Origin of the sequence: Paenibacillus sp. AR247 (assembly GCF_002968895.1) — a bacterium.
GTDB classification, from domain to species: domain Bacteria; phylum Bacillota; class Bacilli; order Paenibacillales; family Paenibacillaceae; genus Paenibacillus_AQ; species Paenibacillus_AQ favisporus.
Genome location: NZ_PCZT01000110.1, coordinates 1 through 6,918 on the forward strand (window position 1 = coordinate 1; position 6,918 = coordinate 6,918).

Here is a 6,918-nt window from a genome sequence, read left to right on the forward strand (position 1 = left end):
ACAAGTTAATAATTTTAAGCATCTCCAAAACAATTTATAAAATTTGCCGTTTAGTAAGCAATACCTACACGTGATCTTATGAAATTGCAATCTTTAATCTGGTTGTACGTGAATTTTGCTGTATCCAACACAGATATTTTAATGCCGCCTTCAGGTAAAATATTCCGTTCCACACGATATTCCCCTATATTTTCTCGGTTCTCCAAAAAAGTAGGACATACGATAGTCCAATGAAGAGTTGAATGTTTTAACAAATTATATACCTGATGATGTTCTTCTGCTGCACGGGTTGACCTACGCTTGGATTCACTTGATTGATATCTTAAAAAAGGAGAGGAGATCTCACTTTGAAGAATACCGGCCGTTCCTACGGTTATGATACGTTGTATACCTGCGTTATACATTGCTTCGATGATTAGTGGCATACTAACGGATAGAGTTGTTGTACCATCTGTATTTAGTGCGCTAATAACCACATCATTTCCGTCTATTGCATGTGTGATATCTTCTTTATTTAGAACATTACCTTTTAGAATAGTCAAATTTTTATTAAAATTTTGAATCTTCTCTGGGGTACGGACTAATACTGTCACATGATGTCCGTTATGAAGAGCATGTTTAACAATATGGCTCCCTACTCGTCCAGTTGCACCTAAAACCAATAGATTCATAAAAAGAACCTCCCAAAGCCAATAACTTACATTTATTCTCAGCGTTTCTTATTCGAGAGGCGGTCTCATTTTCAGTCTTAAAGAAGAGGTCCCAAGTAACGAACCATAGTAGCTTGGGACCCTTCGAGCTTTATTATCTATACTCAGTTAGTTATCAATGATGAATGAAAGGTGCATTCTTCATATATTGCGGAGTTTCTGTGAAGGCTTGAAAGTTCCGCTATCTTATCGTGCCATCCCGAAAGCGATTCAATATTGCCTGCATGCGGCCAGGAATCACATCGTAAATCCGCAATTGCATGAGCATCTCGCTCTTAAATTTTACCATATCGATTGAAAATCGTTCTTACCAATGGCCGGCACTTTGACCGCCATCGACGTGAAGAACCTCACCGGTGACGAAATCTGCAGATTCCAGATAAAGAATGGCGTGGACGATTTCTTGAACCTCGCCCATGCGCCCCATTGGGTGTAGTTTACTCAAAAAATCATGGATTTCTACCGGATGCATCGGCGTCTTAATGACTCCAGGCGCAACAGCATTCACGCGGATGCCCTTGTCTGCAAACTCAATCGCCAGCGACTTGGTTGCTGATGTCAGTCCGCCTTTCGTCAGCGCAGCCAGCACGGAAGGTGCGGCTTTTATTGGCTGTTCAGCGACGCCTGCCGTAATGTTAACGATGTGCCCAGCGCCTGTCTTCAGCATTTCTGCCGCCGCATACTGGGTAACATAGAAGAAGCCTGCCACATTAGTAGACAGCACCGCTTCAAATTCCTCGGCTGTGTAGTCTGTAAATGGTTTTCCCAAGTAAATCCCCGCATTGTTCACAAGCGTATCAATACGCTCAAAACGAGTAAGTCCTTCGCTGATCAATCGCTTCGCTACCTCAGGATTCGAAATATCTCCAGCCACATAGGCAACTTGGGTATTCGTGGAATCAATTTCTCTTGCCGCTTCAGCCAGCGCTTGTTCACGGCGACCGTTTATAACGACCTTTGCTCCTTGTTTGACCAATTCAATGGCGAGTGCTTTTCCAATCCCGCTGCTGCCACCTGTAATTATAACAACTTTGCCATGGATACTCATTTCCTGCACGCTCCTTTATAAATAAAAACCTACGGTGTTGGCCGTGAACTCATCTTAAAAAAAGGACGAGAACCTGGACTAATGAAGGGCTGCTGCGTAGCCTAATAAGATTATCTTTCAGGTTTGATACGGACAACAATCAATAATGGTGAAGTGACTGCTGTCCGGTCATCCCTACGCTCAGATAGATTGAACATTCACGAAGAAAAGGTAGTGAACAAATCTCTTAATTCGCGAAGGATAACTTCCTGATATTCGTTGTTAACTTGATAGAGATCGCCGATCTTCCGATAGGTTTGGTTCAGTTTCTCCTTATAATCGGCTGCCTGTTTATTGGGATTGTTCTTTTTAAACCGATCCATCACGGCCTGGATATAGGCCGGACGAGCTCCCCATCTGCCTAGAACATCTCCGGACGCATTCAAGAAAACCGCGATTGGCTGATTTCGCCCGCCATCCGTGAGAAAGAGATCCATAGTTTCCAAATGCTTTTCCATGAGCAACACTTCAGTAGAAATACCGCTCTGCTCCATCACTCGAAACAATAAGGGGACGTTCCAGATGACGTCCGGGCACCAATCTGTACATAGAATCAAGCAGTGGAGGTCGGAGGGATTGTTTAAAGTGGTGAAAAATACTTTCTGATCTTCTTGCGCCCATGTGAAATTCTCGTAAACGGAGATGAACCGCTCTTTGGTATTCGTGATATTACTGGTCTCCATCGTCCGATTCTGCATGCCATCTATGAATTGTTGAGGTGGAATTCCTTGACCGATTTTGTGTTTTAAGTTCAATCGTGCTCCCATTACTTCACGCTTCCTCCTCATTATTTTTGGGGTACTGCGGAATGCGGATCTCATAAAACTCCATCGAAGAATCATTTTCAATTAGGTAAAGGTATTCCCTCAATCCTTCCTTCTTCAGATCCTCCTTTGGAATAAAGCAAAGTGCTGCTGAGTTAATCATGGTGAATAGGTGTATCTTCTGACTCTCGGGCCTGCTTGATAGCAGCCTCCAATAGATCTTTCGGTTGCACCCCGACTAGTTGGTTCACGACTTGCCCGTCTTTGAATATTAACAGGGTGGGAATGCTCATGACGTTGTACTTGGCCGTGGATTCCGGATTATCATCCACGTTGATTTTTACGATTTTGGCTTTATCGCCGATCTCGGTAGACAGTTCGTCTAGTATCGGAGCTACGATTTTACAAGGTCCGCACCAAGGTGCCCAGAAATCGACGAGCACAGTGCCCGCTGCGGTCTCATTTTGGAAAATAGCATCTGTTATCGGTTGAACTGACATGGCATATGCCTCCCTAAGGAATTTTTGATCCGTTATGCGAAAATATGAAGCGTCTGCTCGGACAAGAACCGCTCTGCATCCAGCGCAGCCATACAGCCGCTGCCAGCCGACGTAATGGCTTGGCGATAAATGCGATCCTGCACGTCACCGCAGGCGAAAACGCCAGGTATGGCGGTTTGGGATGTGCCCGAAATGACTTGCAGGTAACCTAGCTCATCCGTTGGCAGCTGCCCGCCCAAGAAGCCCGTATTCGGCGTGTGGCCGATCGCCAGGAAAATCCCGTCGGCTTCCAACAGTTCCTCTTCGCCCGTTTCGTTGTTACGCACTTTCAGTCCGCTTACGCCCATCGGACCAGCCGTTACTTCAAGCGGTGTCCGGTTCAAGCTCCAAGCTATCTTCTCATTTCCGCGCGCGTGATCTTGCATGATCTTCGAAGCCTTTAGTTCATTACGGCGATGCACGACGCGAACTTCGGACGCGAAACGGGTCAGGAATTTCGCCTCTTCCATCGCAGTATCTCCACCGCCAATCACGATGATTCTCTTGTTGCGGAAGAAGAAACCGTCGCAGGTCGCACAGGTGCTGACACCTCTGCCAATATTCTCAGCTTCACCAGGGATGCCCAGCTTCTTGGCCGATGCACCTGTCGAAATAATCAGTGAATCAGCCGTCAATTTACTGCCGTCCTCCAAGAACAGTGTGAACGGCCGATTGGACATGTCCACTCCAGTCACCAGACCAGACTGAATCGTAGCACCGAAGCGCAGTGCTTGCTTGCGCATGTTATCCATAAGCTCGGGACCCATAATTCCGTCTGGGAACCCGGGGAAGTTATCGACCTCCGTTGTTGTCGTCAATTGACCACCGGGTTGAATTCCTTCAATGACAAGTGGAGTAACATTCGCTCTTGCCAGATAGATTGCCGCTGTTAGACCTGCCGGACCTGTACCGATAATAATCGCTTTGTAATGCATAGGTAGACTCCTCCTCGGTTTTCATCCATATCACGTAGCATGTAACTTGCTTACAAATAGATTTGAAACAAAACGTATGAGAGAAATACTCCAATGACCTGTGGTGTTTTTCCAGATAAGGCTAAAAAATTTCGAGCATCTCCCTTACAAATTTCGTTCATTCCTAGTTTTATTTTACAAACCAATTCTTTTATTTATCTGTAAACCAGATTACAATTGGGCACGCGATCAGCCTTCGACTGGCTGGTGAGCTTCCGAACGCATCGGAGCGGCCAAAAGTGATAACGACCTTCTGCTTCGCGGGTTACATCGGTCTTGATTATAAATCCAAATAAAAACGGTGTTCTGTGAAGTAGTTTACAGTTCTTTTCTTTTTCATATTTAAAAATAAGAAATACGGGAAGACCAATGTAAAGTAGATTACAGACGCCGATTCGGATGGCATGATAATCTGCAAGAACCGGGCAGCCTGCTATGGACAATGGTTATCAATTAACCGCATCTATTTTCCTGGCGGGAGAAAGTTCCCCCATTAAAAAGTAGGAATGCAAACGTGAAAGGAGAATTCGGATGTAGATACTCGCTCGTTTTGGGAGGAACAGCGTTTATCGTAGCCGGTTGGTTCGTCTATGATCGTGGAAGGTCATGATGTGACCATTGCAACAAGAGGTCAGACACCGGATAATTCTGGCGATCCCGAGACCCGAATAAAAGCGGACAGGACGAATCGGGAAGCAATAACGAGTTTGCTATGAAGTTCGACAGGGTTTTCATATGATCAAACAGCACAGGAATACGATTATTCTCGAGGGTTCTTTACCAGAGTCGGCTATCTATGAGATGGTTAAGCACTCTTACGTATTTTTACGACGAGTAGCTGGAATATCCGGGCCATTAATCGGGGACACTGTCGACAGCCCGCGTTATCGCGAGTTACTCCGTTCGCGCTTCGGCCTGCAGCCGTGATGCCGCGCTCTAGAAATTTTCACTTTCTTCCTCTCACTTACGAAGACTACCGCTCACATTACAAATTTAGGAGGCAGTAACTTGACGCAATTATTATATATTACCGCTACCCCCAAGTCGCCGGACCGTTCAGTCGGCCTGCAAGTCGGACGGGCGTTTCTTCAAGCCTATCAGGAAGCTCATCCGGACGACAGCGTGCGAGTATTCGATGTCTACCAAGAATCGTTCCAGACAGTCGATGGCGATGTCGTGCGGGCATGGGAGAAATTAAGAAAAGAACGCCTGGACTTTTCCGAACTAAGTCCCGTGGAACAGCAGAAAGTTAATGCCCTTAACGACATTACCGAGATGGCAATGCGCGCCGATAAATACGTGTTCGTTTCCCCCATGTGGAATTGGGGCATTCCCCCTCGGCTCAAGGCGTTCATCGACGCCTTCGTCATTGTCGGCAAGACGTTCCATTACATTGAAAGCGTGCCGGTCGGCCTGCTGCGCGACAAAAAAGCGCTGCACATCCAGTCAAGCGGCGGGATTTACTCCGTAGGGCCGGCAGCGGCCATGGATTACAGCCACCCCTATCTGCGCCAGGTGCTCGGCATCGTCGGGATTCGTGACATCCAAGCACTATACGTTGAAGGCCATGATTTTCAGCCGGAGCGCGCGGAAGAGATCATCCGGGCAGCAATGGAACAGGCCGTCAAGCTTGCCGCGGCCTGGTAACGAACCGGACGTGATAATCCCCCTCGAGGGGATTTTTTTGTTAACCGCTCCCCATTTTTACGTCTCGCAGTGCTTTTCTTAACACTGTCTTAAGACACTCTCAATCGCCTTGATTCCCTCTAAAATGTTGATTTCTCCCACATTACCAAATCCCATAATAAGTTGATTTTCGTACCTTCCTTTTACAATGGTGTATCTTTCTGCTGGATACACTTTAATATGAAGTTCCTCAAGTTGAGCGACTACTTGGGAGCCGCAGAAGCTTTCGGCCATTTCCGCAACCAAATGCAGGCCTGCCGCATCCCCGGATATTTTCACTCTGTTGCCGAAAATGTTTGACAAACCCGCGATGAGGCATTTTCGTCTTTTGCTGTAAATACGCTTCATACGGGCGATGTGGTGTTCCAGGTGGCGTTCGGTGATAAATCTCGCCAAAGTGATTTGCGGCAAGATCGGACAGTGCATATCTAACAGCTTTTTTAAACGAAGAAGCGGATCTAGCAGCTCATGAGGAACTACCATATAACCAATACGCAATGCAGGAAACAAGTTTTTACTGAAAGTCCCGATATAGACGATACGTTCCGAGTCGAGCTCTCGTAGGGCATGTACCGGCATTCCTGCATACCGGAATTCGCTGTCGTAATCATCTTCGATAATATAACATCCGGTTTGTCGGGCGTAATCTATAAGCTGAATGCGCCGCCCAATGGAAAGAATGCTGCCTAAAGGAAATTGATGTGAAGGCGTGACGAACACGCATTTGGGGCGCCGATGAGTCGGCATGTCGTCAACGCGCAGACCATGCTCATCTACGGGAACCGGGATAATATCAGCACCTGTCGATTCAAAAATATGTTGAATAAAGGTGGCGTTAGGATCTTCTATGGCTACTGCGTCCCCCGGTTTCAATAATAGCCTGGACAGCATGGCTATGGCTTGAGTCGCTCCGGCGGTTATGATCACCTGCGAAGGCAGACACCGAATCCCTTTGGTATGCAGCAAAACCTGACAAATATTCGTGCGAAGTTGCCAATTGCCTGCAGGGTCCTCGTCATAGCCAAAGTCTCCTGAATGAGTATTTGTATATGCGGCAATAGCGGTTTCTTTCCATTTCTTGAAAGGGATGTGTTCCAAAGCCGGAAAACTTGGGCGAAAATCAATGCCTTGGAAGCGAGCCGGGGGTTCCGCAACAGT

Annotated in this window: 7 protein-coding genes; 1 reads left to right on the forward strand and 6 read right to left on the reverse strand. The window is 46.7% G+C overall.

What is annotated here, in order from left to right:
• Positions 1 to 50: 50 nt before the first annotated feature.
• The 5 genes from CPT76_RS36335 to trxB all read right to left on the reverse strand — a co-directional run bounded on the left by CPT76_RS36335 (position 51) and on the right by trxB (position 4,035).
• Positions 51 to 671 (reverse strand): NAD(P)-dependent oxidoreductase, encoded by a 621-nt coding sequence (locus CPT76_RS36335; protein ID WP_105446300.1) that lies wholly within the window; start codon positions 669 to 671, stop codon positions 51 to 53.
• A gap of 346 nt (positions 672 to 1,017) precedes the next feature.
• Complete coding sequence (locus CPT76_RS36340) at positions 1,018 to 1,758, reverse strand: SDR family NAD(P)-dependent oxidoreductase (RefSeq protein ID WP_105446301.1); 741 nt, start codon at positions 1,756 to 1,758, stop codon at positions 1,018 to 1,020.
• 197 nt (positions 1,759 to 1,955) lie between these two features.
• The gene (locus CPT76_RS36345; protein WP_105446302.1) at positions 1,956 to 2,564 is read right to left on the reverse strand and encodes a thioredoxin family protein; all 609 of its coding nucleotides are present in this window, start codon (positions 2,562 to 2,564) and stop codon (positions 1,956 to 1,958) included.
• A gap of 152 nt (positions 2,565 to 2,716) precedes the next feature.
• On the reverse strand, positions 2,717 to 3,061 hold the full coding sequence (gene trxA, locus CPT76_RS36355) for a thioredoxin (protein WP_105446303.1): 345 nt from the start codon (positions 3,059 to 3,061) through the stop codon (positions 2,717 to 2,719).
• A gap of 32 nt (positions 3,062 to 3,093) precedes the next feature.
• The gene (trxB, locus tag CPT76_RS36360) at positions 3,094 to 4,035 is read right to left on the reverse strand and encodes a thioredoxin-disulfide reductase (RefSeq protein ID WP_105446304.1); all 942 of its coding nucleotides are present in this window, start codon (positions 4,033 to 4,035) and stop codon (positions 3,094 to 3,096) included.
• A 1,047-nt stretch (positions 4,036 to 5,082) separates the two neighbouring features.
• Between trxB and CPT76_RS36365 the strand changes: the two genes are divergently transcribed.
• Complete coding sequence (locus tag CPT76_RS36365; RefSeq protein WP_105446305.1) at positions 5,083 to 5,721, forward strand: FMN-dependent NADH-azoreductase; 639 nt, start codon at positions 5,083 to 5,085, stop codon at positions 5,719 to 5,721.
• Between the two features lie 78 nt (positions 5,722 to 5,799).
• Here the strand turns inward: CPT76_RS36365 and pdxR are convergent.
• Positions 5,800 to 6,918: MocR-like pyridoxine biosynthesis transcription factor PdxR (gene pdxR / locus CPT76_RS36370; protein ID WP_105446306.1), on the reverse strand; the 1,119-nt coding region annotated here is incomplete at its 5' end.

Bases quoted from the DNA above. Each gene is read 5' to 3' on its own strand.
- trxB (WP_105446304.1), bottom strand. From the start codon at position 4,035: ATGCATTACAAAGCGATTATTATCGGTACAGGTCCGGCAGGTCTAACA.
- CPT76_RS36335 (WP_105446300.1), bottom strand. From the start codon at position 671: ATGAATCTATTGGTTTTAGGTGCAACTGGACGAGTAGGGAGCCATATT.
- CPT76_RS36345 (WP_105446302.1), bottom strand. From the start codon at position 2,564: ATGGGAGCACGATTGAACTTAAAACACAAAATCGGTCAAGGAATTCCA.
- trxA (WP_105446303.1), bottom strand. From the start codon at position 3,061: ATGTCAGTTCAACCGATAACAGATGCTATTTTCCAAAATGAGACCGCA.
- CPT76_RS36340 (WP_105446301.1), bottom strand. From the start codon at position 1,758: ATGAGTATCCATGGCAAAGTTGTTATAATTACAGGTGGCAGCAGCGGG.